Source organism: Ruania alkalisoli (assembly GCF_014960965.1).
Classification (GTDB): domain Bacteria; phylum Actinomycetota; class Actinomycetes; order Actinomycetales; family Beutenbergiaceae; genus Ruania; species Ruania alkalisoli.
The window spans coordinates 3121342-3145364 of record NZ_CP063169.1; the positions used below are offsets into that span (position 1 = coordinate 3121342).

The 24023-nt window shown below is 68.6% G+C and carries 20 protein-coding genes; 7 read left to right on the forward strand and 13 right to left on the reverse strand.

What is annotated here, in order from left to right:
• Positions 1-259 precede the first annotated feature (259 nt).
• From IM660_RS13885 to IM660_RS13895, 3 genes are all read right to left on the reverse strand, one after another.
• Positions 260-1531 (reverse strand): type II toxin-antitoxin system HipA family toxin, encoded by a 1272-nt coding sequence (locus tag IM660_RS13885; RefSeq protein WP_193496349.1) that lies wholly within the window; start codon positions 1529-1531, stop codon positions 260-262.
• Complete coding sequence (locus tag IM660_RS13890) at positions 1528-1788, reverse strand: helix-turn-helix domain-containing protein (protein WP_246464955.1); 261 nt, start codon at positions 1786-1788, stop codon at positions 1528-1530. Before IM660_RS13890 ends, IM660_RS13885 begins: the two co-directional genes overlap by 4 nt.
• Before the next feature lie 221 nt (positions 1789-2009).
• Positions 2010-3284, reverse strand: a complete 1275-nt coding sequence (locus tag IM660_RS13895; RefSeq protein WP_193496351.1) for an MFS transporter — start codon at positions 3282-3284, stop codon at positions 2010-2012.
• 239 nt (positions 3285-3523) lie between these two features.
• On the opposite strand from IM660_RS13895, the gene IM660_RS13900 reads away from it, so the two are divergent.
• The 3 genes from IM660_RS13900 to IM660_RS13910 all read left to right on the forward strand — a co-directional run bounded on the left by IM660_RS13900 (position 3524) and on the right by IM660_RS13910 (position 8026).
• Positions 3524-5539, forward strand: coding sequence for an acyltransferase family protein (locus IM660_RS13900; RefSeq protein WP_193496352.1), 2016 nt, complete (start codon positions 3524-3526; stop codon positions 5537-5539).
• Positions 5540-5607: 68 nt separating this feature from the next.
• Positions 5608-6789 carry a MalY/PatB family protein gene (locus IM660_RS13905; RefSeq protein ID WP_246464956.1) on the forward strand — a complete coding sequence of 394 codons (1182 nt, stop codon included), beginning with the start codon at positions 5608-5610 and terminating at the stop codon, positions 6787-6789.
• Between the two features lie 70 nt (positions 6790-6859).
• A complete protein-coding gene (locus tag IM660_RS13910; RefSeq protein WP_193496356.1) occupies positions 6860-8026 on the forward strand; it encodes a nucleotide sugar dehydrogenase in 1167 nt (388 codons plus the stop codon).
• Between the two features lie 190 nt (positions 8027-8216).
• Here the strand turns inward: IM660_RS13910 and IM660_RS13915 are convergent, their stop codons facing one another.
• From IM660_RS13915 to IM660_RS13925, 3 genes are read right to left on the reverse strand one after another with little or no spacing between them, the layout of a single operon-like run.
• Positions 8217-8429, reverse strand: coding sequence for a Trm112 family protein (locus IM660_RS13915; protein WP_193496357.1), 213 nt, complete (start codon positions 8427-8429; stop codon positions 8217-8219).
• Positions 8422-9861 (reverse strand): phosphomannomutase/phosphoglucomutase, encoded by a 1440-nt coding sequence (locus tag IM660_RS13920; RefSeq protein ID WP_193496359.1) that lies wholly within the window; start codon positions 9859-9861, stop codon positions 8422-8424. The genes IM660_RS13915 and IM660_RS13920 overlap by 8 nt, the downstream gene beginning before the upstream one ends.
• A gap of 47 nt (positions 9862-9908) precedes the next feature.
• Positions 9909-10307 carry a DUF3499 domain-containing protein gene (locus IM660_RS13925; protein ID WP_193496361.1) on the reverse strand — a complete coding sequence of 133 codons (399 nt, stop codon included), beginning with the start codon at positions 10305-10307 and terminating at the stop codon, positions 9909-9911.
• A gap of 74 nt (positions 10308-10381) precedes the next feature.
• On the opposite strand from IM660_RS13925, the gene IM660_RS13930 reads away from it, so the two are divergent.
• Positions 10382-10846 carry a metallopeptidase family protein gene (locus tag IM660_RS13930; RefSeq protein WP_343072003.1) on the forward strand — a complete coding sequence of 155 codons (465 nt, stop codon included), beginning with the start codon at positions 10382-10384 and terminating at the stop codon, positions 10844-10846.
• A gap of 4 nt (positions 10847-10850) precedes the next feature.
• On the opposite strand, the gene IM660_RS13935 is transcribed toward IM660_RS13930, so the two are convergent.
• The 3 genes from IM660_RS13935 to IM660_RS13945 are packed head-to-tail and all read right to left on the reverse strand — an operon-like array spanning position 10851 to position 16173.
• Positions 10851-12374, reverse strand: a complete 1524-nt coding sequence (locus IM660_RS13935) for a DUF5719 family protein (RefSeq protein WP_193496363.1) — start codon at positions 12372-12374, stop codon at positions 10851-10853.
• Positions 12371-15862 (reverse strand): glycosyltransferase, encoded by a 3492-nt coding sequence (locus tag IM660_RS13940; RefSeq protein WP_193496365.1) that lies wholly within the window; start codon positions 15860-15862, stop codon positions 12371-12373. The genes IM660_RS13935 and IM660_RS13940 overlap by 4 nt, the downstream gene beginning before the upstream one ends.
• 26 nt (positions 15863-15888) lie before the next feature.
• Positions 15889-16173: a WhiB family transcriptional regulator gene (locus tag IM660_RS13945; protein WP_193499422.1), complete on the reverse strand. Its 285-nt coding sequence runs from the start codon at positions 16171-16173 to the stop codon at positions 15889-15891.
• A 186-nt stretch (positions 16174-16359) separates the two neighbouring features.
• Here IM660_RS13945 and IM660_RS13950 point away from each other — a divergent pair, with 186 nt between their 5' ends.
• A complete protein-coding gene (locus tag IM660_RS13950) occupies positions 16360-17055 on the forward strand; it encodes a TIGR03089 family protein (RefSeq protein ID WP_193496367.1) in 696 nt (231 codons plus the stop codon).
• 16 nt (positions 17056-17071) lie between these two features.
• On the opposite strand, the gene manA is transcribed toward IM660_RS13950, so the two are convergent.
• Both manA and IM660_RS13960 read right to left on the reverse strand, forming a co-directional pair.
• Positions 17072-18244 (reverse strand): mannose-6-phosphate isomerase, class I, encoded by a 1173-nt coding sequence (manA, locus tag IM660_RS13955; protein ID WP_193496368.1) that lies wholly within the window; start codon positions 18242-18244, stop codon positions 17072-17074.
• 2 nt (positions 18245-18246) lie between these two features.
• Positions 18247-19302, reverse strand: coding sequence for an NAD-dependent epimerase/dehydratase family protein (locus tag IM660_RS13960; protein ID WP_193496370.1), 1056 nt, complete (start codon positions 19300-19302; stop codon positions 18247-18249).
• A gap of 135 nt (positions 19303-19437) precedes the next feature.
• On the opposite strand from IM660_RS13960, the gene IM660_RS13965 reads away from it, so the two are divergent.
• Positions 19438-20214 (forward strand): glycosyltransferase family 2 protein, encoded by a 777-nt coding sequence (locus tag IM660_RS13965; protein ID WP_193496371.1) that lies wholly within the window; start codon positions 19438-19440, stop codon positions 20212-20214.
• Between the two features lie 34 nt (positions 20215-20248).
• Here IM660_RS13965 and IM660_RS13970 read toward each other — a convergent pair whose 3' ends face one another.
• A complete protein-coding gene (locus tag IM660_RS13970) occupies positions 20249-21478 on the reverse strand; it encodes an amidohydrolase (protein ID WP_193496373.1) in 1230 nt (409 codons plus the stop codon).
• A 35-nt stretch (positions 21479-21513) separates the two neighbouring features.
• Positions 21514-22815, reverse strand: a complete 1302-nt coding sequence (locus IM660_RS13975) for a nucleotide sugar dehydrogenase (protein WP_193496375.1) — start codon at positions 22813-22815, stop codon at positions 21514-21516.
• Positions 22816-22896: 81 nt separating this feature from the next.
• Here IM660_RS13975 and wecB point away from each other — a divergent pair, with 81 nt between their 5' ends.
• Positions 22897-23961 (forward strand): non-hydrolyzing UDP-N-acetylglucosamine 2-epimerase, encoded by a 1065-nt coding sequence (gene wecB / locus IM660_RS13980; protein WP_193496377.1) that lies wholly within the window; start codon positions 22897-22899, stop codon positions 23959-23961.
• Positions 23962-24023 lie beyond the last annotated feature (62 nt).

The window sequence follows — 24023 nt, forward strand, 5'->3', positions numbered from 1 at the left end:
GAGCCAGGGTATCGGCCCCGGGACGGGCTCCTGCTACCCGCCCGGGCGCCCGGCGCCGGCCCATTCGGCGCCGGCCCATTCGAATCCCCCTTCGGCGTTCGAATCCCCATCCGGGGCGCCCGGATCGGGATTCCGACGCCCGAACGGGATTCGACCCCGAGCACCCGGCTTTTGATCCGTGGGAGCGCCGTCCCGCTGCTTCACGCGGGCCCGTCCATCTGCCTCATAGGCACTCGGCCACGTGCCCAGGAGGTTGCATCTATCCACCCGCGACGACGGCACATCGCCGCGCGATCGGGTCGAGCATCCGCTTCCGCAGTTCATCGACGCCCGACGTGCCAGCCCTCTCCTCAGCCGCGAACACCTCAGACATGGCGTCGGGAATTCTGGCAGCGAGATCGCGGACCCGCTCAACCACGCGCTCCTGCTCGAGCGCAGCTTCACGGGCGAATCGCTCCCACCGCCCCAGGTCGATCTGAGCAAACCTGCGGCGCCCCCCGATCGCCATGGCGGAGTCCCGCAACCCGGAGTCTTCTCCGGTGTCGTAGGGAGCGCCTGAAGCGACGTCGTACAGAGGAGCCAACCGGACCGTGTCTGCGACGAGCAGGACCGAGTAGTTCTTGGCGTGGGCATCTGGAGCCTGCAACAGCACGTTGAATGCCAAGGCCTCGACGAACGAGTCCACATTGCGCTGGCGGTCGCCACGTCTGCTGTACCGGCGCAGCAGATCGACGATCCGGACCGCGCACGGACCCCCGTCGGACTCGTACTTGTCGGTGGGGTAGGTACTCGTCGCCTGGCACAGGTCCTCTTGGTGTAGGCGCACGAGGCCGCCCTCCGCGTCACGACGGCGATCGTATCGCTCGACAACGAGAGCGGCCTCGTCATCAAAGTGCATCCACTGCGAACGAGCCGCAGAGAGGCCGACTCGCCGAGCCACTTGCAGGCTGATGTGCTCGTTCAGCGCCTGCAGGCGAATTCCGTCAACACCAGGCTTAACGATGTGGGTCGTGGGGGCAGCACCAGTCGCTGAGAACCATCGATTCCCCTCGCGTCGGATCGCGAACTTCGACTGGGCTCCGGCCAAGGACCAGTGCTCGCTCGGCGCGAGCCATGTGGCTCCAGGATCGCTGCGAAGCGCAGCGATCCGATTACTGATATCGCGGGTCGAGAGGGGTAGCAACTCGGCATGTCGACCGAGCACATCAGGAATCTTGTCTTCGGGGCAGAACTGCACCGCCCCGGCGCAGTCCAGTCCGATGTGGCTGAGCAACGCGAACGGGTTCCGTGCAGACACGCCGAACTCTCGCGCTATCGACTCGCGTACACCCTCTCGCTCCGGCAGCAGGCCTTCCAGCACGGGTTCGACCACCTGATGCTTGAACGGGCCGCCCCCGGGCGGCATAGTCAGCGACAAGGGTGTGGTCTCGGAAGTGTCGCGATAGCGCAACACATGCTGACCGCCGGCAGTCTGATCAAGATCGGCAACGTGCTGACCGTAGAGGATCACGGCCAGCCGCTGGCCCGTCATGTCCCGTCCAACAGGTCGAGGAGCCCATCGTGATTACCGCGCTGCTCGGCGACGATCGCCAGATCCAGGGAATCCAGGGTGTCGAGGACTTTCCCGAGCTCAGCACGCTGCCCGTCCCCGGCCTCCACGGCAATCAGCCACCGTCGGCTGACACCGGCACGTTCAGCAAGTTCAGCCTGGGTGATGCCGGCCCGGATCCGGGCGCCGCGTATCGCTGCCCCGACCTGAGTGGGCGTACTGAACGGAATGCCAGCCACAATGTCACCGTACCTTCACTTTGCGGCTATGTGCAAGAGCGGTAACATTGCCGCCGATGTGCAGGTATCGTGACATTTCGGATGCGCGACTCAACTCGTGCGCCGATTGTTCGGACCGAGTTTCCAGGCGTGGACTCATGCTCCCATCTCGGTCGGCGCCGGGAAATCGGGTCGACAGCGGGAAACTGTGTCCGCCGGGGGCCACGCCGCACTCGAACCCGTTAGGCCACAGCGGGCGCCTTCACCCGGCCCGCCCGCAGCGCCGCGACCAGCACCACCACGGCCGGCACCAGCAGCACCGCACCGGCGACATTCACCGCCGTGAACCCGCCCCAGGCCAGGATCGGCCCGGCGAGCGCGGCCGCGAGCGCTCCGGCACCGTTCATCCCGGCGTCAGTGGCGCCCTGCAGCGGCAGCCGCACGTGCCCTTCTGTCGCGGCGAGCAGCGCCGAGGCTCCGATCACGCACGCCGACCACCCCACCCCGAGCACTGTCAGGGCCACGGCGGTGAGCACTCCCCCGGCCGTTTCCTGCGCGGCCACGAGACCGAGCACGAGCGCCACCACCAGGCCCGCCATGCCCCCGGCGCCGGTGCGCACCCCGCCGAACCGGTCGGCGCACCATCCGAACACGGGGCTGAGCCCGAACATGCCGAGGATGTGCAGGCTGATCACCACGCCCACCACCGTCAGGGACATGCCGTGGTGAGCCAGGTGCACCGGGGTCATCACCATGACCATCACCATCACCGAGTGGGCGCAGGCGGTGAGCACGACGGCGTAGCGCGCCACGGCGTGGCGGCCTGCCCAGCGCAGGGAGGCCAGGGTGCCGACCGGTTCGCGTGAGGGTTCCGGTTCGCGTGAGGGTTCCGGCTCGCTGGTGAGGGAGGTGGGCTGCGCCGTCGGCAATCGTGGGTAGAACAGGGCGATCACGGTGCCGGCGAGCGCGAAGGTGACCAGGGAGAACAGGTACGGGCCGGCGAGGGAGGGCAGGCCGGCGGCGATCCCGGCGGCGTTGCCCGGGTCGGTGAGGTTCGGCCCGGCGACCGAGCCGATGGTGGTGGCCCAGATGACGATCGCCATGGTGCGCCCGCGGGTGGCGGCGGTGGCGTTCTCGCCGGCGGCGTAGCGGGACTGCAGGTTGACTGCCTGCGCCACCCCGAACAGGCCCAGGCCTGCCAGGAGCACGATCAACTGATTCACGACGGCGGCCGTCAGGATGGTCAGGGCCCCCGCCGTGGCGAGGGCGTACCCGAGGGCGAGGGACCGCCGCCTGCCGGCCCGGGCTGCCAGGCGCGCCAGCGGAACGGCGGCGATCGCCGCACCGAGGACGCTCGCGGCCTGGCCGAGGCCGGCCACCGACGTCCCGCCGAGGCGTTCGGCGAGCAGCCCGCCGACAGCCACCCCGGAGGCCACGCCGACGCCGCCCAGCAGATTGCTGGCGATGAGCACGCCGACGGCGCGGCGGGAGGTGGCGTGGTCGGCGGCTGTGGTCACGGGAGTGATTCTCGCACTAGCCGCGTCTCGCACCGAGGCGGCGAAACGTACCGAGTCAACTACCCGGCACGGTTCTGATGCCGCACACGCCCCTCACCCCACGGGTGCAATCACCGTCCATCTCGTCAACCGCTTGCTGCAGGGGGCCCGATCGGTTCACGCACTCGCGAAGCCAAACTGTTCGCCCAAGGACGTGACACCGTCTAGAATCGCTGCGCTACCAACAGGGGGACCGCACCTTGCCACGCCACTCGACCGGACGGTTCGCGCCACGCTCATCGCCAACTGCTACCTTCCGCCCTGAGATCGAGGGGCTACGCGCGGTCGCGGCCCTCTTGGTGGCCGTCTTCCACATCTGGGTCGGCCGCGTCTCAGGCGCGGTGGATGTCTTCTTCCTCGTGGCAGGTTTCCTGATCACCACCTCCTTGCTGCGACAGGTGGAGCAGAGCGGTCGGCTGCACGTGGGCAGCTACTTCTCACGCCTCGCCCGCAGACTTCTCCCGCTTGCGGCGGTGGTGCTCGTGTTCGTCACGCTGCTGGCGCCGATGCTCCTGCCAAGCACGCGCATGCGCGCCACACTGCGCGAGATCGCGGCCTCCGCTCTCTACGTGGAGAACTGGGCGCTGGCGGCCAAGTCGGTCGACTACCTTGCGCGAGAAGATGCGCCCAGCCCGGTCCAGCACTTCTGGGCAATGTCCGTCCAGGGCCAGTTCTATGTAGTCTGGCTCGCCGTCTTCGCTCTGGCGGCCGTTTGGGGAAGCCAACGGATCCGGCGGCGGTTGGTCGCGCTCATGAGCGCCCTGCTGGTCGGCTCGCTCGCCTGGTCAATCATGCTGACCGACGCCAACCAACCTCTCGCCTACTTCCACACTGGGACTCGTATGTGGGAGTTCGCTGCCGGGGGGCTGGTCGCACTGGCGGTGACGGCGGGCTATCGGATCATGGGCCGTGCCGGGCAGGTTGCCGGGTGGCTGGGCCTGGCCATGATCGTCACCACGGGCATCGTCCTTCCTGTCTCGACGTCGTTTCCTGGCTGGGTGGCTGCCTGGCCCGTGGGCGGCGCAGCCCTGATCCTGCTGGCTGATTCGACACCCGGGGGTGTCGCGAGCGCCCTCGGGTGTCGGCCCCTCGCGTGGCTCGGCCGCTACTCCTATGGCATCTACCTCTGGCACTGGCCTCTGCTGGCCTTCCTCCTCGCGCAGACCGGGCGGCCCACCGCCGATGCGTGGTCGGGCCTAGCGATCATCGCGCTTGCGGTGGCACTCAGTGTGGTGACGACCACGCTAGTCGAGACCCCCATCCGCACTCGCCTACACTTCGGCCCATGGCGCACAGTCGGCGCTGGGATTGTTGTGATGCTGCTCGTCGTCGCCATCACCGCTGGTGTCGGCCAGAACTACCGCGCGCCGGCGGTGGCAAGCGCTGCTAGCACGAGCGCCGAGCACCCCGGCGCCCTGGAACTCGCTGTTCCCGGCACTGCTTCCACAACGGAGGCTCCGATTCGCCCTAGCCCGCAGGACGCCACTGCGGACAAGGCATCTGTGTACACGGACGAGTGCCACCAGGGCACTGGCACAGCTGAGGCGCTCACCTGCGCCTACGGCGTTCTCGACACCGCGTTCACTGTGTACCTCGTGGGTGGAAGCCACTCGGCACACTGGTTCCCCGCGCTGGAGGAAGTGGCGACGATCAACGGCTGGCGGCTTGTGTCGATCACCAAAAGTAGTTGCCTATTCAGCACAGATCCTCCCGGGGAGGGCGACGAGGTCCAGTATTGCCGAGACTGGAACTCCAACGTTCTCCAGTTGATTGCGGCAGATTCGCCCGATCTTGTGGTGATGACCTCCACCTATGACGGCGGCTCTGGCGAGCACGTACCCGAGGGATATCTGGAACGCTGGGCGGAGCTCGATCAGCTCGGCGTCCCCGTCGTCGCGCTGCGCGACACTCCCCGGTGGGACACGAGCCGGCCGGACTGTGTCGCTCAGTACGGGGCAACCAGCAACCGTTGCGGAGAGCCTCGATCGAACTTCTTCGCCGATCACGACCCCACCGCCCAACTAGTGAACCCACCACCGAACGTTCACTTCGCCGACCTCAATGACTTTGTGTGCGGACCGATACGTTGCGAATCGGTAGTAGGCAACGTCCTTGTCTACTACGACTCTCACCACCTGACCGCGACCTACTCGCGCTCTCTCGCCCCGATGCTCCAGGATGCGCTCACTGACGCCGGATATGGGCCGTCAAGATAACACCTGCCTTGGGTTCAGCGCTTCGTACCCTGGAGGTGACATGTAGGTACTGCGAGAGGATGGGGCCCGTGAATGCCAACCTGACTCCGCCCTTGCACGAGCCGACCGCCGACCAGCTCCGCGCGGCGGGCAGCATGAAGTGGACATCCTTCCCGGGCAAGATCGGCGCCTGGGTGGCGGAGATGGACTTCGGCACCGCAGGGCCGATCACCCGGGCACTGCACGAGGCCGTGGACGCAGGCATCTTCGGGTACCTGCCGGCAGCCACCTCACTCCGGATGAGTGAGGCGTACACCGCGTGGGCGGCGCGGCACTACGGCTGGCAGGTGGATCCAGCGGACGTGCACCCGGTGGCAGACGTGCTGGCGGCGTTGGAGCTGACGATCGAATTCTTCACCGAGCCGGGATCGGCGGTGGTCCTCCCCACCCCGGCGTACATGCCGTTCCTCACCGTGCCGCTGCTGCATGGCCGGCGCATCATCCAGGTGCCGATGGCCCGCGAGGGTGAGCGCTACGTCTACGACCTGGACGCCCTGGATGCGGCGTTCGCCGATGGCGGCGGGCTGCTGGTGCTGTGCAATCCTCACAACCCAATCGGGCGGGTGCTCGAGCGCGCGGAGATGGTCGCCGTCAGCGAGGTGGTCGAGCGGCACGGCGCGCGGGTGTTCTCCGATGAGATTCACGCGCCACTGGTGTACGCGCCAGGGAGGCACGTGCCGTACGCGTCGGTGAGTGAGACGGCGGCCGGGCACACGATCACGGCGACGTCGGCGTCGAAAGCGTGGAACCTACCGGGGCTCAAGTGCGCGCAGGTGGTGGTCTCCAATGATGCCGACCGCGCCCGGTGGCGCGAGCATGGGAAGTCCTTCGAACACGGGGCCGCGAACCTCGGAGTGGTCGCGAACACGGCCGCGTACACCGAGGGCGGGCTGTGGCTGACCGAGGTGCTCACCTACCTTGACGGCAATCGCCGGCGCCTGGCCGAACTCGTGGCCGAGCACCTGCCTGGGGTGCGGTATACCCCACCGGAGGGCACCTACCTGGCCTGGCTGGACTTCCGGGAGGTCGAGCTGCCCGAGAGCGCCGCGAGCCCGACGGCGTTCCTCGCCTCCCGAGCCGACGTCGCCACCACCGATGGCGCCATGTGCGGGGACGCTGGCCAGGGATTCGTGCGCTACAACTTCGCCACGCCGCGGCCGATCATGGAGGAGACGATCGCGGCGATGGGGCGGGCGCTGCGTGGCGCCTAGCATGGCGCCGCGACGGTGCGAGGCATCGTAGGCTGCTGCTGTCAGACCTTCGGCCTCGAGGAGCCATGAAGTGAAGATCGCCGTTGTCGGAACTGGGTATGTGGGACTGTCCATCGGCGCGCTGCTGGCGCAGCATCACGAGGTGGTCGCGCTCGACATCGACCCTGCTCGGGTCGACCAGGTCAATGCAGGCGACTCCCCCATCGCAGATGCCGAACTCGAGAAGTACCTGGGCTCGGGCGACTTGAGCCTCCACGCCACACTCGACCGGGCTGAGGCCTATGAGGGTGCGGAGTTCGTGGTGGTGGCCACGCCGACGAACTACGACGAGGAGACCAACTCCTTCGACACCTCGACGGTGGAGTCGGTGATCGCGGACGTAGAGCAGGTGAACCCGGCGGCAGTTGTCGTGGTGAAGTCGACGATTCCGGTGGGCTACATCGAGCGGCTGCGCGAGGATCACCCACGTCTGCATGTGCTGTTCTCCCCCGAGTTCCTTCGTGAAGGTCGGGCACTGGCTGACAACCTGCACCCGACCCGGATCGTGGTGGGCGACCGGAGCGATGCCGGCCGGCGGTTCGCGGACCTGCTCTTGGAAGGATCGTTGGACAAGGACGTGCCCGTGCTGCTCACGGACCCGACCGAGGCAGAGGCGATCAAGCTGTTCGCCAACACCTTCCTCGCGTTGCGGGTGGCGTACTTCAACGAACTCGACACCTTCGCTTCGACTCACGGCCTGAACCCGGAACAGATCATCCATGGCGTTGGCCTCGACCCCCGGATCGGTACCCACTACAACAACCCCTCCTTCGGCTACGGCGGCTACTGCCTCCCGAAGGACACCAGGCAGCTACTGGCGAACTACCAGGACGTGCCGCAGAACCTCATCCGCGCGGTAGTCGACGCCAACACCACCCGCAAGGACTTCATCGCGGCGGACGTTCTTCGCCGCGATCCCGAGGTGGTGGGCATCTACCGGCTCGTGATGAAGTCCGGATCGGACAACTTCCGCACGTCGGCCGTCCAAGGGATCATGAAGCGGATCAAGGCCAAGGGCGTCGAGGTGATCGTGTACGAACCTAACCTTGACGAGGAGTACTTCTTCCGCTCTCCCGTGCTGCGCAACCTGGACGAGTTCAAGGCCCGGGCGGACGTGATCCTGTCCAACCGCGTGCACAAAGATCTCGACGACGTGCCGCACAAGATCTATACGAGAGATATTTTCGGCCGGGACTAGCCCTGCTTGAGTGGTGCCTACACCTCGTGGTCCAACGCTGACCTGCTAGGCGGGCTGCCGCCTTGTTCACTGCCTTCGACTTTGTCTTCCATGCCCTGCGGCGTAGGCCGTTCGAAGTTGGTCGGCCACCTGAGCTCTCCTATGCGATAGCCGCAGCCTCACACCCGGCTCGGCATTCTCCGTGGAGCCTCTACTTCTCAGCCGATCCCGCTACCGCCTCGTGCGCCAGTAACACCGGCACGCCCGCTCTGATCGGATACGCCAACGGCCGCTGTGACGCCTCATTCACGAGCACGGGTTCCCCGTGAGGCCCGACGTCCTCGCGCAGGGCCGACCCTGTCACCGGGCACCGCAGAATCGCCACCAGCTCGGCCGGAAGAACCTCACGTGACTCGTCACTCATCGTCATCCTCTTGCCCCTCCCGCACCACGGCGAGCACCCCATCAGTGATCTTCGCCAGAATGTCCTCGTCATGGGCCTCGACGTTCAACCGCAGCAACGGTTCAGTGTTGGAGGAGCGCAGGTTGAACCACCAGCGTGGCGCGGCGTCCCAGTGACTGAACGTGACGCCGTCGAACTCCTCAACGGCCACCACACCCGAGGCGATGTCGTCCGCGAAGGCGTCCCGGACACGCTGGAGCGCGGCGTCTGGATCGCTCACGCGGGAGTTGATCTCGCCCGAGGAGTAGTACGGGGTGTAGATCTCCGACAGCTCCGAGAGTGTCGCAGAGCTGGAGCCAAGCGCCTGCAGCACGTGCATCGCCGCCAGCATCCCGGTGTCGGCGAACCAGAAGTCGCGGAAGTAGTAGTGGGCGCTGTGCTCGCCCCCGAACACGGCCTGTTCCTCGGCCATCTGCGCCTTGATGAAGGAGTGCCCCACCCTGGTGCGGACGGCGCGCCCACCGGCTGCCTCGATCAGCTCCGGCACCGCTCGCGAAGTGATGAGATTGTGGATCACGGTGGCTTCGCGTCCGGCTGCCTTCTCCTTCTCGAGCTCACGCAGACCGACGAGAGCCGTCACCGCAGACGGGTTCACGGCCACGCCTCGTTCGTCGATCACGAAGCACCGGTCAGCATCACCGTCGAAGGCGAGGCCGATGTCGGCCTGTTCGGCGATCACGGCCGTCTGCAGATCGATGAGGTTGTCCGGATCGAGCGGGTTCGCCTCGTGGTTGGGGAAGGTCCCGTCGAGCTCGAAGTACATCGGCACGATCTCCAGGCCCAGATCGGGCAGCCCGGCCTCGGTGCCGAGTACTGCGCCGGCTGTCAGGCCCGCCATCCCATTGCCGGCATCGATGACCACCTTCAACGGGCGCTGCCCGTCCAACCCGACGAGAGATCGCAGATGCTGGGCGTAGTCGGCGAGAGTGTCCTCGGTGCGGATCTCACCGTGCCGCTCGGCGGCGGGGATTCCCTCGTCCAGGTACTGCTCGGCGAGATGCTGCACCTGCTCCAGGCCCGCCCCACGACCGACGGGCCGCGCACCCGGGTGACACATCTTGATGCCGTTGTACTGGGCGGGGTTGTGGCTGGCGGTGAACATCGCCCCCGCGATACCACGCGACCCGGAGACGTAGTAGAGCCCATCTGTCGAGCACAGACCGATCATCACCACGTCAACGCCGCGCCACGCAGCACCTTCGGCAAATGCCGCGGCCAACCCGGGCGAGGAGTCACGCATGTCGTGACCGACAGCGACCAAGGTGGCGCCATCGGGCGCTGCGGCCACGTCGGCGAACGCGGCACCCAGCGCTTGGGCGCACTCCTCGTCCAGCTCGTCGGGGACGACGCCACGCACGTCGTAGGCTTTGACGATCGCACTCAGGTCAGACACTCCAGGAGCCTATCGCCTGCACTGTCTGGGGCCGAATCGCGCGCCCGTCAGTCTTCCTCGCCCCGGATCACCCGCAGATGTCCTCGCCGCCCGGCATCGGGAGCCGGTCGTGACTGCGTCACTGGAGCCGGCACCACCGGCCCCCGCGCCGCCGGAACGCTGCTCGGCGGAGGTGTACGGGAGGCCTCGCGCACCGCATCGGCGAGCGCGAGCAGATCGTCCGAACTAGGCGGGGCGGGCTCGAACTCGGTGGCCAGGCGCACCACGTCCCATCCGCGGGGCACGGTGAGACGTTCGGCGTGATGGGCACACAGGTCGTAGGTGTGCGGTTCGGCGTGGGTGGCCAGCGGGCCGAGCACCGCGGTGGAGTCCGAGTACACGTAGGTGAGCGTGGCCACGGCTGGCTCCGTACACGCTGAACGGCTGCACCCTCGGGTCGGTCTCACAGGTGCCACGTTACCTTCCCGTAGGTGCCTGTCTGCAGCGGGCCACGCCGAGCGGGATCTGGCAGGCTGGGGTCGTGTCCTCCACCTTCCGCCCACTGGTTCCGCACGGGTCTGCCTACGCGAGCCCTCCCCGGCGGCGAGACCGGCACGGGCGCGGTATGCGGGGCCCGCTGATCCCGCCCGCACTGCCCGGCTGGCGCACCCGTTCGCAGCGCTTCGACGAGTCCGTGCTCATGACCCTCGAACATGTCGAACGCAATCTGGGCAACGAGCTGGACGGCCTGGAGGTTGGGGTCGAGGAGGTTCCCCCGAGTGCGCCCGCCCCCTGGGAGGTGGGGGCAGTGCCGCTCGGCCGGTACTTCCCGGCCGACTCTGCCGCGGGCCTCCCGCACCGGATCGTCGTCTACCGGCGTCCCGTGGTCGCCCGGGTGGAGGACGAGGTCGAGCTTGCCTCTCTGGTGCGGGATGTGTTGGTCGAGCAGATCGCCCACATGCTCAGCCGCAACCCGGAGGACGTCGACCCGGACTACCGGGCGTGAGGCCTCAGTTCGTGCCGACGTGGACCGTGACGCTCTGATCGGAGTGCGCATCGGGCGTCATCGGCAACACGCCCACCATGGTGCCCTGGTCTGTGGTGGCGCTCAACGTGGCCGTCGCGAGCACCTGAGTACCGGTGACCTCGACGGCGACCGCCCCGTTCACGTCCAGATCACCCAGACCCGAGGTACTGCTGGCTGGGATTCTGATCTCGACGGGGGCTGACCGTTGCCCGTCTGCGTCGACCGTGTGCACAGTGACCGTCTGATCCTCCGCGCCCGGGTTGGTCAGTGCGAGAGCCACCTCGTCGACGAGCGCGCCGTCGGCGGGGAGCGCGAGGAGCCCGTGATCTGCGGGGTCGGTGGCGGGTAGCCAGGCTCGCTCGGCCAGACTCTGATCGGGGTCCAGTTCGCTCGGACCGCCTTGCCTCACGATCAACGCACCCCCGGTGACCGGCTGGTCGCTGGTGATCCGCAGCGCGGCCGTTCCCTCGTCGATGCCGTCGAGTGCAATGTCGACCACAGTGCCGGGCTCGATCACCAGCGCGTCGGTTCCGGAGAGGGTGCTCGCCCCCTCGGTGAGTACGTCGATCGAAACCTCGGCCCGCTCCTCCCCCGGGTTCAGCAAGCGCAGCATCGCCGTCCCGGCGTCAGCGAGCACCGGGATCGGGCCCACATGCAACTCCGTACTCGGGTCCGCAGCCGCCGTGATCACGTCACTTCCCTGCGAGACCAGGCCATCGAGGACGGTCTCCTGGATCGAGGCGGTGAATCGCCCGCCCTCGCTGCTCACGTGCACTCCGAGGCGCGGTTCCAGCGTCACGGCCTCCAGCAGCACGCTGCTGACACCTCCGGGTTCGAGGGCCAGCGTCACCGGATCGACGGGACCGACACTCCCCCACGCCTGCACGGTCACGGTCGCGGCCGTCTCGCCCGGGTTGGTCAGCGTTAGCCGCGCGCTGGAACCGAGTTCGGTCTGCCCTCCCACCAGCCAGGCCGAGGACGTCGGCGCGGTGCATGGCGCCGCAGTCAGCCCGCGCAGGTCACCGGTGTCAGTCCGGGAGAGGGATGCACCAGCGGCAAAGGCGGTTTCTTGGCCAGATGGCTCGGCCTGCAGCTGTAGCGGCTCCGGGTCCTCGGTGTTCAGGAGGCGAAGCGAACCCACCACCGGGATGGCGTTGCCGTCGGTGCCGATGCTCCCGCCCGTCGCTGGTTCAGGTTCGGCGCCATCGCGGCCAAGTACCACCCCGAGGTCGGCGAGTGCGGTCTCGCCGGTGGTGTCGAACTGGTCGTCGTAGTCGAGGTCGCCGCCGTCACCGGTGGGGAGGACGGGGGCCGGCGGGCAGACGAGAGTCAGGGGTGCCGCACCCACATCGATCTGCGTGGGTTCGATGGCCCCCTGTGATGCCGGCGGCCGCCAGCTCGCAGCGAGGGCGAGGCCGGCGGCGAGCGCCAGGACGAAGACGGCGGTGATCAGCCGGCCGATACCGGAGAGGACGCGACGCAGGCGGGACACTGGTGAGCCGGTCATCCGTCCTCCCCTCGACGGCGACGGGTCGGCAGCGCGAGCAGGGCCGTGAGTCCGAAGACGGCGAGCGCCAGGATCTGCCACGGCAGATGCCAGGTGGGCTGGTAGGCGACCACCAGCTCCCCACGAGCCCCGTCCGGTATCGCGAATGCCTGCCGCCAGTCGGACTCGATGGAGCGCAACGGAGTTCCGCCGAGCCAGGCGCGCCAGGAGGGATCGGCGCGTTCGGCGAGGACCACTGCCCGGTCGGTGCCGTCGGCGCTGATCGGCCCACCGATCGACCCCCCCGTGGAGGGAACGTTCGCCACCAGAGCGCCGTCCCCGTCGAGGATCTGCGCACGGGCGATATCGGCGTCAGTGGCCTCCTGCGAGGCACGCACCCGCCAGATCACACCGGACGTGTTCTCCGTGACCCGGTCCAGCCCGGCCACGGAGTCCAGCAGGGGAATGAGCCGGCCCCGGGCAGCCGTGTCGAGTGGCGCACGGGTAACGTTGGACGTCGCCGGCACCACGATCACGGCGATCGCATGCTCGGCCAGCGTGCTGGCTGCTTCCGTGGCGGTGCCCTGCGTCAACTCAGCCACCACGGTCGCTACCTCGTGCGTGGCAGCGTCACTCTCGCCTTCGAGTGCGGCCTGCCACCGTCGCAGGTCTGTCACGGTCGAGCTCTCGGTGAGCTGGGGGCCGCTACTGCGCCAGATCTGGGCATCGACCCCGTCGGCGGTGGGTGTCAGCGCGAGGACGCGGGCCCGCTGCGCCGAGCCCTGCAGTTCCTGAGCGAGTGCTGGCACCGGTGCGGCTCCCCTGCCGTGCACGAGCATGGTCTGGTTCTCGACCTGGCCGTCCCGTTCGGCGATCACGCGTGCGCTGTGGGTCACGCCCGTGGTCACCAGAGCGAGAGTGATGGCGATGGTGCCGACGGCGGCGCTCACCTGCCGCCATCCAAAGCTGGCTCCCGAGAGGGCACCACGCAGGCCGTCCACACCGCACACCGCGGCGATCAGCAGCCCTGCCAAGGTTAGGGAGGTTCCCGGTCCGGCCCAGCCATGAACCTCGGCAATCTCACCCGAGGTGTTGCGTCCGAGCGCGACGGCGACTCGTACGGAGACCTCCGCGGTCACCAAGCCCACGCTCACCAGCAGCCATCCCAGGCGCACCGGGCGGGACCGGCCCGCACCTCGCAGCAGGGCTAGAAGGGCGACGACGGCCAGGACGCCCGTCGTCGCCATCGGCACGTAGGCAGCTACATCATTGGCCAGGAAGGGAGCCGACGCCGGCTCCTGGGGCCAGGCAAGCAGCCGGAGCCATGCTGGACCGGCGTCGCTGGCCAGGCCCGGACCGGGGTCGGCCAGCAACACGCGCCACGACTGCGCGTTCCCGAGGGCATGCACGCCGAGCGGCAGCATCAACGTCACCGCTGGGAGGAGAACCAGGACGAGCCGTCCCCGGCCCACAGGGAGCCGTCGGCGCCGCCCGAGCACCAGAGCGAGCACGATCGCCGCCAGCACGCCGGCACCGAGCAGAACGGGGGCACCGGCGACCACCACGGCGAAAGCCAGCCCGGCCGCGGCCGCGGCACCCAGAGATCCCGCCCGGGAGACGCGCGAGACGACAGTGGCGCTGGGCACCTCCTCCGAGGGCTCCGTGCGTGGGCGCGGCTCGGGCCGGCGCACGTCATCGGCGTCGGCCTCATCATCGCCGACCTCGGCCAGTGCCGCCAGACGTGCCCGCTTCGCCTCCCGGGCACTGACACCTCGGGCCGCCCGCGCACGCGGCAGCCGCTGCGCTCCCACCATGCCGGAGATGATGACGTCGCGCCGGTCGAGTCCGAGCGAGCGGACCACGGCCAGCAGCACCAGCGGGAGCATCACGTGTGCCAGCACGGCACCGACCCGGCCGGCACCGATGCCGAGCAGCAGCGCCGGTCCGAGTGCCCAGGTCAGCGCGACCCACGCCCTGATCAGCACTGAGCGGCTCGCGGCACCGGCCGCGAACCAGGCGGCGAGAGCAGCCAGCGGGATCGCGAGCGCGAGCACGATCGAGACGCCTGTGTGCAGCGGGACTCCCCAGGCACCACCGGTCAGCAGGGAGACGACCGTCAGCACCATCAGCAACGGGTCCGGTGGTCCGCTCTGCCCGTCACCGGAGGCGATCCAGGCCGAGGTGGCGGCCTGCCAGGTGCCCGCCAGATCGGCATCAGCGGGTAGCAGGGCCCCGCCGACGAGGGGTCCGGCCAAGGTCGCGGGAACGACGGTCACAGCCGCGAGGGCGCCGCTGACCAGCAGCACGAATCCCAGCGTGAGGCGCCGCCGTCGCGCAACAGCCGCCCGTTCGGCCATCTCCAGCTCGCTGGGTGTCCGGGCTGCACGGCGTGCGGCTGCACGCAGGAGCCGGCGATCTCGCCGCAGCCGCCAGACGTCCCGCCAGCTTGCTTGCAACGGACGCAGGCGTCGCCGCGGCAGTCGCCGGCTGTGCCGGGCACGGCGACGAGCCCGGGCGATCGCGGCGGGCCGAGCGAGCACGACCAGCGGCGCCGCGAGCTCGTGGACGGTGAGCGTCAGCTCCTTGGTGCTGACACGCCACAGCGCCCGCACCAGCCCCGCGAGCACGGCGACGATCGCGAGCACTGGGACGAGGATCGGCGGAGCGCTGCTCAGCCGGAGGTGCAGGGCTGCCACCCGGCGGGCACGAAAGGACCGGCGTGGGTCGGGCCGTCGATGACCATCCTCACGCAGGCCCCGATAGGACAAGCGGGCGTGCCGGACGACTGCGGCCGGGGCGACGACCACCCGATGTCCGGCGAGCCGGGCTCGCTGACAGAGATCTCGTCCGTCCTCGAACGGTCCGAGCGCCGGGTCCGGGCCGCCGAGGAGGTGCCACACCTCCGTGCGGATGAGCATGCCGGCCGTGCCGACGGCGAGCACGTCTTCCCTGCCATCGTGCTGGCCCTGGTCGATCTCGCGGTCCTCGATACCGGTGAACCTCAGCCCGCCAGGAGTGGCTCGCACGCCCACCGAGATGAGCCGGTCGGGCTGGTCCCAGTCGACCTGCTTGCAGCCGACCACCGAGATCGCGTTCGACGCCTCGATGGTGCGCAGGAGCTGTGCGGTCGCATCGGGAGCGGGGGCGGAGTCGTCGTGCAGCAGCCACAGCCAGGAAGGCAGCTCAGATTCCTCGGCCGGGCTGTCCTGTCCCCGATTCTCCTCGGCGGTCGCCTTCTCGGCGGCGCTCAGGGCACGACGCACCGCCGCTCCGAAGGTGAGGGCACCCGGGACCGGGACGACCCGGACTTTTCGCCGGTCGAGGCCTGCCTCCGAGACAAGGCCTTCCCACGTATCGGCGGCTGTGCCCGCTCCGGAGCCGAGCGCGGCGATCAGGACGTCGTCGGCGGGGCGTGTCTGGGCGGCGAGGGCCGCCAAGGTGTGCGGAAGATGACGAGAGGCCACGGATGCGACGACGACCGCGCGCAGGCGGGTCTCGCTCGTGGTCATGAAGGCATCGCTGGGCTCTGGTGTGTTCAGATGGCGCGGCGCTTCAGCTTGCGCCGCTCCCGCTCGGAGAGTCCACCCCAGATGCCGAACCGTTCGTCGTGGGCCAGGGCGTACTCCAAGCACTCGGCGCGCACCTCGCAGGACACGCACACACGCTTCGCCTCACGCGTCGATCCACCCTTCTCCGGGAAGAACGCCTCCGGGTCGGTCTGCGCGCACAAGGCACGCTCCTGCCACGAGAGCGCGCCTTCGTCATCGAAGACCTCGCCGAGTGTGAAGGGACGCTCAGGCCGTGGCGCGGGCTGCGGCACACCGGAGGTGAGCGGCCCCTCGCCTAGGATGTTCCACACAGCTGCCCCAATCGTCCGACCTACAGTGTGCGGTGCTGCTGATCCCGCACTGACTGCTTGCCCTAAATTACACGCGTGTCATCCGTGGAAAGTCAAGCCCAGAAGTGATATCGGGCAAGATCCGTCTCAGGCGCGTATCCTGCCCCGGTGCCAGGAATCGCAACGCTTCTCGACCGATGGACCAACGAACCGGGCCAGCCGCGGCTGACATGGTACGGACCGGGCGGGGAACGCGTGGAACTGACCGGGCGGGTTCTCGCGACCTGGGTGGCGAAGGCCGCCAACCTGCTCACTGAGGAGGCCGAGCTCGAGGCTGGCGCGAGCGTCACCCTCGACCTGCCCGCCCACTGGCGGACCGCCGTCTGGGCACTGGCTGCTTGGGCCTGCGGCGCCTGCGTCACGCAAGCCGGCTCGCTCAGCGCTGAGACCAATGGCACGGACGTGCTGGTGACTACGGGAACGCCGAGTGATCGTGCGGCCGACGTCACGATCGTGATCGCCCTGCCGGCGTTGGCGATGTCCGTCGAGGACGTCCCACCCGGCGCACTGGACGGCGCTGCCGAGCTGATGAGCCAGCCGGACGTGCTCATCCAGCCTGTTCCTCACACCGACGGGCCGGCTGCGGCCCTCCTGACCAGCGAGGGGACGCGAGATCTCCTGGTGCCCACCGGCGGCGGGCGCGTGATGCTCGATGTTCGCGGAGCCGACGTCGAGCAGATGCTCATCGGAGCGATGCACGCATGGAGTGGGGGCGGCTCGGTGGTCCTCGTCGGCGATCCGGACGGCGACCTCGAGCGGATCGCTCAGCAGGAAGCGACCGGCGGTACGGCACCGACCACCTGAGAGCCGGGCCCGGGGCCTACGGCACCCCGGCCTGCACGAGCCGGCCTGTGCCGGACAAGCGCACCGGCGTCTCGTCCGCACTGAGAAACAGCGCCTCTCCTTGAGCGAGCGCGTGCGCACCTGCCTGCGTCTCCACCGTGAGCGATCCCTCTAGGGCCAGCAGGATGCGGGGACCGCGGCCCCGGAGCGTGCGACCGCTCTCACGGTCAACGGCGGCGACCGAGAGCTCGAAGTCGTCGACCGGGGCGTAGAACACCCCCGTGCCGTCTCCGTCCGTCTCGGCGGCGATGCGGATGGGCGGGGCAGCCACACAGTCGACCGTCGCCAGGAGTTCGTCCACGTCCACACGCTTGGCGGTCAGACCCGCACGCAGCACGTTGTCCGAGTTCGCCATCAACTCCACACCGAAACCGTGGAGATAGGAATGCACGCAGCCGGCGGGGACGAACATCGCCTCTCCTGGCTGCAGAGTGACCGGATTGAGGAGCAGCGCCGCCACCGCGCCGGGATCGCCAGGGTGCTGCTCGTCGAGCAGCCCCACGAGGCGATCGGCGCGCGGCGACGGTGACCGGCCGGACTCCAGCCGCACCCGGCACTCGCGAGCCAGGGCGCTCACCTCATTGCCGCAGGTGTCGCTCAGCACCCGCGCGAAGACGGCGTGCACGCCCGGGGCTCCAGGCGTGGAACGCAACAGCGTGGCCAGCTCGCGCGCCAGCGACGCGTCGAGGCCGTCCAACAGCTCGGCCACCCGCCGAGGCGCACGGAACCCGCAGACGGCGTCGAACGTCGTCAGCGCGTAGACCAGCTCCGGCTTGTGGTTGGCGTCGGGGTAGTTGCGACGTTCGGCCGGAACCTCAAGGTCCTGCTCACGCTGGTAACCGGCCTGTGCCTGCTCCAGGTTGGGGTGCACCTGAAGGGAGAGCGGTCGCTGCGGGGCGATGAGCTTGAGCAGATACGGCAGGCGCGGCCCGAAGCGGGCGATGACATCGGCACCGAGGTGATGTTCGGGGTCGGAGGCCAGAAGCGTGGCCAGGTCTCCGCCGTCGGGAAGAGGGGTGGGAGCGCTCGGATGGGCACCGAACCAGAGCTCGGCGACCGGTTCGCTGGTGGGCGCGCTGCCGAGGAAGTCGGGGATCACGCGGGTCGAGCCCCACGGGTAGGCCCGGGGTGCGGGGGTGAGGGGATGCACGGTTAGCGTGACACCTCGGCCGGGGGAAGGTGCACCACCGGCGTGGCGTCGTGGCCCTCCCGCCGGTACCACTCGACCATCGCTTCGATACCTTCTGGAAGGCTCACCGACGGCACGAACCCCACCTCTCGGATGCGGTCGGCGGAGAAGGACGTCTCGGTGTCGGAGAGCTTGCGCACCCGGGCGGAGGTGATGGGCAGGTCCCTGCCCGTCACCCGGCCTACCACGTCAAACGGACGAGCAGCGAGGAGCACGGGAGCCAGCGGGAGCCGCAGCCGCGGTTCAGTGCGGTCGAGGGCCCGGTAGACCGCGGAGACGGTCTCCCGGGAGGTCATATCGGGTTTGTCGGCGTAGTTGTAGACCTCGTCGCTACCGGCCGGGAGCCGGGAGGGTGCGCTCCACAGGTAGGCGATCGCCTGCACCAGGTTGGCGACGAAGCACATGCTCTTGCGGTTGGTGCCGGGGCCGACGGGCAGGAATCGGCGGGTGTCGATCTGCCGGATGAGCTTGTAGAGGTTGGCGAAGTTGCGCGGGCCGAACACCACGGCCGGACGCACGATCAGAGCGCGGCGCTCCTGGCCTGCGGGTGCATTGGCCTCCCACTCGCGGTAGACCTCCTCCGCGGCGAGCTTGGTGCGGCCGTAGTCGTTCACCGGGGTGGGGCGGGTGGCTTCGTCGGGCGGCTGCGGGTGCTCACCGTAGACGGCGACCGAGGAGTAGAAGCACAGGTTGGTGATGCCGTGGTGCTCCATCGCCGCCCGCACCGCCCTGGCGCCGCCGACGTTGACGGACTCGAAGGTGGCGGTGGCGATGCCGAAGTCGTGATGGGCGGCTGCGAGATTGAGGACGGCGGTGCAGCCGGTCATCGCCCGGGTGAGGGCGTCCACATCGCGCACGTCCCCGCAGATGGTCTCGTACCGGCCGGCGGGATCTGGGTGCAGGTCGAATCGCACGAGCTCGGCACCGAGACCGGTGAAGGCGTCCTCCAGGTGGGAGCCGACGAAGCCAGAACTCCCGATGACCAGGATCCGTGACCCCGGCCCGATCGTGTTCCCCACCGCATCTCCTTCTGCCTGCCTGTGTTGCATGGTTCGCCGCTGGTGCCCGCCGGCGATCGTCGTCACGCTACCGTGGCACCAGGCCCGCGCCGGTGAGGGCGGGCCGAGTCCCTGTCGATCGAGGAACGAGGTCCGATGCCACTGGTCTCGGTGATCATGCCGGTCTACGACGCGATCGAAACCGTCGAGGCATCGATCCGGTCCGTACAAGACCAGTCTCACACCGACTGGGAGTTGCTGATCACCGACGATGCCTCCACCGATGGCAGCTGGGAGTTGGTGCAGCAGCTCGCGGCCGAGGACGCGCGGATCAAGCCGGCGCGGGCGGAGGTCTCCGGTGGCGCCGCACGGGCGCGGAACGCGGCGATCGACCGGGCGCAGGGCTCCTACGTGGCCTTCCTCGATGCCGACGACCAGTGGCTACCGGGCAAGCTGGACCGGCAGCTCGCCTTCGCAGCCGGCAGCGATGCGCCGCTCACGTTCACCGCCTACTACAAGGTGGCGGCGGACTTCGACGGCGCCGCCCGGGACTTCGACCCCACCGACCGGGTGGTGCACGCACCGGCGCAGGTGGACTACCGAACGATGCTGCAGCAGAACCACATCGGGTGCCTGACGGCGATGTACGACGTGCGGCAGCTCGGCCTACGGCGGATGCCGGATCTACGCAAGCGCCAGGACTACGGCCTGTGGCTGTCGATCCTGCGCGATGCTGGCCACGCCCGCGGGTTGGACGAGCCGCTCGCGCTCTACCGCGAGGCACACCCAGGCTCACTCTCTGGCGGGAACCGCCTGCGGCTGGTGCGCTACAACTGGCAGCTCTATCGCGAGGTGGAGGGCCTGTCGGTGCCTCGGTCGGTGTGGGCCCTCGGTCAGGTGACCGTGCGGTCGACGCTGAAGCGTCACGTGTGAACGCAGGAGTTGCGGAGACTGCGCCCGGACGAGGCTAGCCCCGGAAGCACTCGCCCCGCTCCACCACTCGGGGCCCGTCCTCTCCAGGCACGAGCACCGGGGTGCCGCCGATGATGACCTGCTCCACGCGCGAGTCGAGGTCGAGCGGGTCGCCTGACCAGAGCACGACGTCGCCGTCGCGGCCGGCCTCGAGCGCTCCGACTCGATCGTCGAGGCCGAGGATGGTGGCCGGGTTGCGGGTGAGCGCGGCCAGTGCGGTCTCCCGTGGGAGGCCCTCCTTCACAGCGAAGGTGGCCTGGTGCACCAGGAAGTTGATCGGGACCACGGGGTGGTCGGTGGTGATCGCCACCTGCACCCCGGCCCGGTCGAGGGCCACAAGGTTGGCGATGTCACGCTCGCGCACCTCCACCTTGACCCGGGAGGTGAACATCGGCCCGTAGATCACCGGGATCTGTTTCTCCGCGAGCACGTCGGCAATCTTGTGCCCTTCGGTTCCGTGGTTGATCACGAGCCGGTAGCCGAACTCCTCGGCGATGCGAATGGCGGTGGCGATGTCATCGTGCCGGTGACAGTGCTGGTCCCAGGCGAGCGTGCCCTCGAGCACATCGGCGAGGGTCTCCTTCGTCAGGTCCCGGGAGAACGGCTTTCCTTCCGCGGCTGCTGCGTCTCGATCGGCGGCGTAGTTGCGGGCAGCCACGAACGCCTCCCGCAGCACTGCGGCGACGCCGAGCCGGGTGGAGGGTGTGGTCTTCTTCTCTCCGTAGACCCGCTTGGGGTTCTCCCCGAGGGCTGACTTCACGGAAACGTCCGCGGCGAGCACCTGCTCGTCGACCGTGCGGCCGCCCCATGTCTTGATGGCGACCGTACGCCCGCCGATGGGATTTCCGGAGCCGGGCTTGACCACCGCAGTGGTCACTCCTCCGTGCAGGGCGTCCCGGAACCCGATCTCTTCGATGTCGATGCCGTCGATGGCGCGGAACCGCGCGCCGTTGGGGTCGGTCATCTCGTTGGTGTCGTTACCCGACCACCCCTCGCCGTCTTCGTGCACGCCAAGGTGGGCGTGTGCCTCGACGAATCCGGGCAGCACCCAGGAGCCGGTGGCGTCGATGACGCGCGCACCAGCGGGTACCGGCGTCTCGGACCCACCAACGGCGGAGATCACCCCGTCGGTGACGACGACAGTGCCGTTGTCGATGGCGGGGCCGGTCACCGGGACGACGTGGCCGCCGGTGATAGCGAGGACTGAGGGTGCGTTGCTCGTCATCAACCCAGGCTACGTCCGGCCCTGGACAGTGGAGGTCAGTTCGGTGCGCCGACTCCGACGGTGAGGTGCTGGACACCGGACCAGGTGTGACTGCTGGTGATGCGGCGTCCGTCCACGATCACCTGCAGACCAGGAAGGTCTTGCGGGCTCAGGTTGGCGTAGTCGCGGTGGTCTGCCTGCACGATCGCCGCATCAACGGACTCGCCCAGGTGGTAGGGCGTGAAACCGTACCCGGCCAACTCTTCGTCGGCGTACATCGGGTCGTGCACGAGCACCTCGGCACCCGCCTCACGCAAGGCCTCCACCGTGGGGAACACCCCGGAAAACGCGGTCTCCTTCACCCCACCCCGGTAAGACGCACCGAGCACGACGACCCGCTTCCCCTCGAGACCACCCAGGGCACCGGCGGCGAGACCGACCGTGTAGGAGGGCATCTGCATATTCGCCTGCCGTGCGGTGCGCACCACCGTGGCCTCGGGGTCGGTCCACAGGTACAAGCGCGGATAGACCGGGATGCAGTGACCGCCCACCGCGATGCCCGGCCGGTGGATATGGGAGTAGGGCTGGGAGTTCGAGGCATCGATCACCTGGTGCACATCGATCCCGTTCGCGGCGGCGAAACGGCCGAACTCGTTCGCCAAGGCGATATTGACGTCCCGGTAGGTGGTCTCGGCGAGCTTGGCCATTTCCGCGGCCTCGGCGCTTCCCAGATCCCAGACGCCGTTCGCACGGTCAAGGTCCGGCCGGTCGTCGAAAGTGAGCACGGCCTCGTAGAACTCCCGGGCCCGCTCAGCGCCCGCCTCGGAGAGACCACCGATCAGCTTGGGGTACTTGCGCAGATCCGCGAACACGCGACCAGTGAGCACGCGTTCCGGGGAGAACACCAGGTGGAAGTCATCCCCCTCTCGCAGTCCGGAGATCTCCTCGATCATCGGCTTCCAGCGGCTGCGGGTGGTCCCCACGGGCAGCGTGGTCTCGTAGGAGACCAGCGTGCCCGGGGTGAGATGCTCGGCGAGAGAGCGAGTCGCCGAATCCATCCAACCGAAGTCCGGTTCCCAGGTGGCGTCATCGACGAACAACGGAACCACCACCACCACGGCATCGCTACCGGGAACCGCATCGCCGTAATCGCTCGTGGCGCGAAGCCTGCCCGCCGGGACCAGTTCGGCCAGCCGCTCAGCGAGCTCCGCCTCACCCGGGAACGGTTCAGAGCCCGCGTTGACCGCGTCGACGATCTGCTGGTTGACGTCTACCCCGACGACGTCGTGACCCATGCTCGCGAACTGCACGGCCAGAGGGAGGCCAATCTTGCCGAGCGCCACCACTGTGATCTTCACGTAAGTCCTCATCATCCGATTGGCAGGATTGCCACTGTATAGGCTACCTGTGCTCGCCGTTCCCCAGCCGAAGGATCCCGCATGAAGGTCGTCAGTGTGGTCGGAGCCCGTCCGCAGTTCGTCAAACTCGCACCGATCGCGGAGGCCTTCGGCCAGGGCCCTGATGAGCACGTGATTGTCCACACTGGCCAGCACTATGACGCGCGCATGTCGGATGTGTTCTTCGCCGATCTTGAGATTCCCGCGCCGGACGTCCACCTGGGAGTGGGGTCGGGCAGTCACGGGCGTCAGACCGGGTCGATGCTCAGTGCGATGGACGAGGTCCTCGAGGAGCACCGTCCCGACTGGGTACTGGTGTACGGCGACACGAACTCGACCATCGCCGGAGCACTCTCGGCGGTCAAGCTTCACATTCCGGTGGCACACCTCGAAGCGGGGCTGCGGTCGTTCAACCGGGCCATGCCGGAGGAGCACAACCGCGTACTCACCGACCACGCCGCAGACCTGCTGCTCGCCCCCACAGAGGTGGCGATGGGGCATCTGCGGGACGAAGGACTGGCCACGCGAAGCGTGCTCGTCGGTGACGTCATGACCGACGTCTGCTACCGCGTCCGGGACGCAGTCAAGGACCAGTCGCCATACCTTCCGGATCCGCTTGTGCCGGGCGAGTACGTCGTCGCGACGGTTCACCGTGCGGAGAACACCGACGATCCTGCTCGTCTCGCCGCGATTGTCGAGGCACTGGCAGCAACGGCATCACCTGTGCTGCTGCTGGCCCATCCCCGATTACGTGCGCGATGCCAGGAGTACGGCATCCGCGTCGACGGACACCCAGGCCTGCATGTCACCCAACCCCTCCCCTACCCGGAGATGGTGCGGGCGATCATTCACAGCGCCGGCGTTGTCACCGACTCCGGAGGCCTGCAGAAGGAAGCGTTCCTGCTAGGCAAGCCGTGCACCACGCTGCGCACCGAGACTGAGTGGGTCGAAACCCTCACCAACGAGTGGAACGTACTGCTCCCCGGCCTGGACGGCCTCTCCAAGCTTGCCGACCGGCCCGCGCCAACCAGTGCGCAGGGAGCGCCTTACGGCAAGGGCGAGGCGGCGGCTGCGGTTCTAGAGGCGCTGGGTGCCAACCAGAGCTAGAAGCCGACAACAGCCACCTAGAGTCGCTGAGCGGACAACAGCCAGGGCCCGGTCAACGATGG

Coding starts and splice junctions, on each gene's coding strand:
- IM660_RS13935 (WP_193496363.1), bottom strand. CDS start 12,374: ATGACCGGCTCACCAGTGTCCCGCCTGCGTCGCGTCCTCTCCGGTATC.
- IM660_RS13885 (WP_193496349.1), bottom strand. CDS start 1,531: ATGACGGGCCAGCGGCTGGCCGTGATCCTCTACGGTCAGCACGTTGCC.
- IM660_RS13965 (WP_193496371.1), top strand. CDS start 19,438: ATGCCACTGGTCTCGGTGATCATGCCGGTCTACGACGCGATCGAAACC.
- IM660_RS13970 (WP_193496373.1), bottom strand. CDS start 21,478: ATGACGAGCAACGCACCCTCAGTCCTCGCTATCACCGGCGGCCACGTC.
- IM660_RS13915 (WP_193496357.1), bottom strand. CDS start 8,429: ATGAGTGACGAGTCACGTGAGGTTCTTCCGGCCGAGCTGGTGGCGATT.
- IM660_RS13940 (WP_193496365.1), bottom strand. CDS start 15,862: ATGACCACGAGCGAGACCCGCCTGCGCGCGGTCGTCGTCGCATCCGTG.
- wecB (WP_193496377.1), top strand. CDS start 22,897: ATGAAGGTCGTCAGTGTGGTCGGAGCCCGTCCGCAGTTCGTCAAACTC.